This window comes from Streptomyces sp. P9(2023) (assembly GCF_032436795.1).
In the GTDB taxonomy this organism is placed as follows: domain Bacteria; phylum Actinomycetota; class Actinomycetes; order Streptomycetales; family Streptomycetaceae; genus Streptomyces.
Map to the genome: position 1 here is coordinate 1 of NZ_JAUPWM010000089.1, position 1,555 is coordinate 1,555.

General features: G+C 69.3%; 1 protein-coding gene. It reads right to left on the minus strand.

The window, feature by feature from the left end:
- Positions 1–1,510 (minus strand): amino acid adenylation domain-containing protein (locus Q5762_RS36735; protein ID WP_315896662.1); only part of this gene is annotated, 1,510 nt, incomplete at its 3' end.
- Positions 1,511–1,555 lie beyond the last annotated feature (45 nt).

Genomic DNA, 1,555 nt, shown 5'->3' on the forward strand with positions numbered 1-1,555 from the left:
CCGGGATGAGGTAGGCGGTGAGGTGGTTGTCGGTGGCGGTGACGATGGCGTCCTTGATGGAGGGGTGTGTTGTCAGGCGGGCTTCGATCTCGCCGAGTTCGATGCGGTAGCCGTTGACCTTGACCTGGTGGTCGTTGCGGCCCAGGAACTCGATGGTGCCGTCGGGGTGGTAGCGGCCGAGGTCTCCGGTGCGGTAAAGGCGTTCACCGGTGGTGGGATGGGTGAGGAAGCGCTCCGAGGTTCGTTCGGGATCGGCCCAGTAGCCGTGTGCCACACCAGTGCCGCCGATGTACAGCTCGCCCGGTACCCACGTCGGTACGGGTTCCAGTTCCGTGTCCAGAACGTGGAAGGACTGGTTGGCCAGGGGCCGTCCGTAGGGGATGGAGGGCCAGGCCGGGTCGACTTCGTCGACGGGGTGGTGGATCGACCAGATCGAGGCCTCGGTCGCCCCGCCCAGGCTCACCACACGGGCACCCGGCGCACAATCCCGGATACGCTCCGGCAGGCTCAAGGGGATCCAGTCCCCGCTGAGCAGCACCAGCCGCAGCTCGTCGATCTTGTCCTGGCGGGTGCCCGCGTGCTCGGCCAGCATTTCCATCAGCGCGGGCACCGTGTTCCACACAGTCACCCGATGGGCGCGCACCAGCTCGGTCCACTCGGCCGGGTCGCGGTGCGCCTCCGGTCCCGGGAGCACCAGCGCGCCGCCGGCGGCGAGGGTTCCGAAGATGTCCCAGACCGACAGGTCGAAGCTGAGCGAGGACAGGCCCAGCACCCGGTCCCTGGCCGAGATCCCGAAGCGGTCATTGATATCGGCGACCGTGTTCACCGCACCACGATGGTCGATCATCACCCCCTTGGGCTCCCCTGTGGAACCGGAGGTGAAGATGACGTATGCCAGGTCCTCAGGCCCCGCCGCGCACTCCACGGGCGCGTCGTCCACGCCGGCCCAGACCGCATCCTCATCCACCGCCAGCACCGTCACACCCGACGGCCAGACCAGGCGCTCCGCCACCCGCTCCTGCGTGAGCACCACTCGGCACCTTCCGCGATCCAGCACCTGCCGGATCCGTTCCATCGGCCAGCCGGCGTCGATGGGCAGGTACGCGGCGCCGGACTGGAGCACTCCGAGCGCGGCGACCGGCTGCTGCCAGCCCTTCTCCATCACCACACCGACCAGCGTGTTCACCCCCACGCCCAGCTCCCCCAGCCGCCGCGCGATCCGGGCAGCCCGCCGGTCCAGCTCCGCATACCCGATGGCCCGCTCCGGCGCGATCACCGCCGGCACATCCCCCCGAGCCCGCAGCGAACCACCCAGCTCATGCAGCAGCACCCCCGGCACCACCACCTCCGTCCGGTTCGCCTCACACCGGGCCGCCAACTCACCGGACCCCACCAGCCCCAGCACGGACGAGTCCCACAAGGCCTCGTCATCCGCGAGCCGCTCCAACAGCCCACCGAACGCCCCGAACGCCGCATCGATCAGACCTGCGGGGAAGAGCTCCTCCACCACGGCCCAGTTCACCCGCAACACCCCACCCAACTCAAACACCTGGCA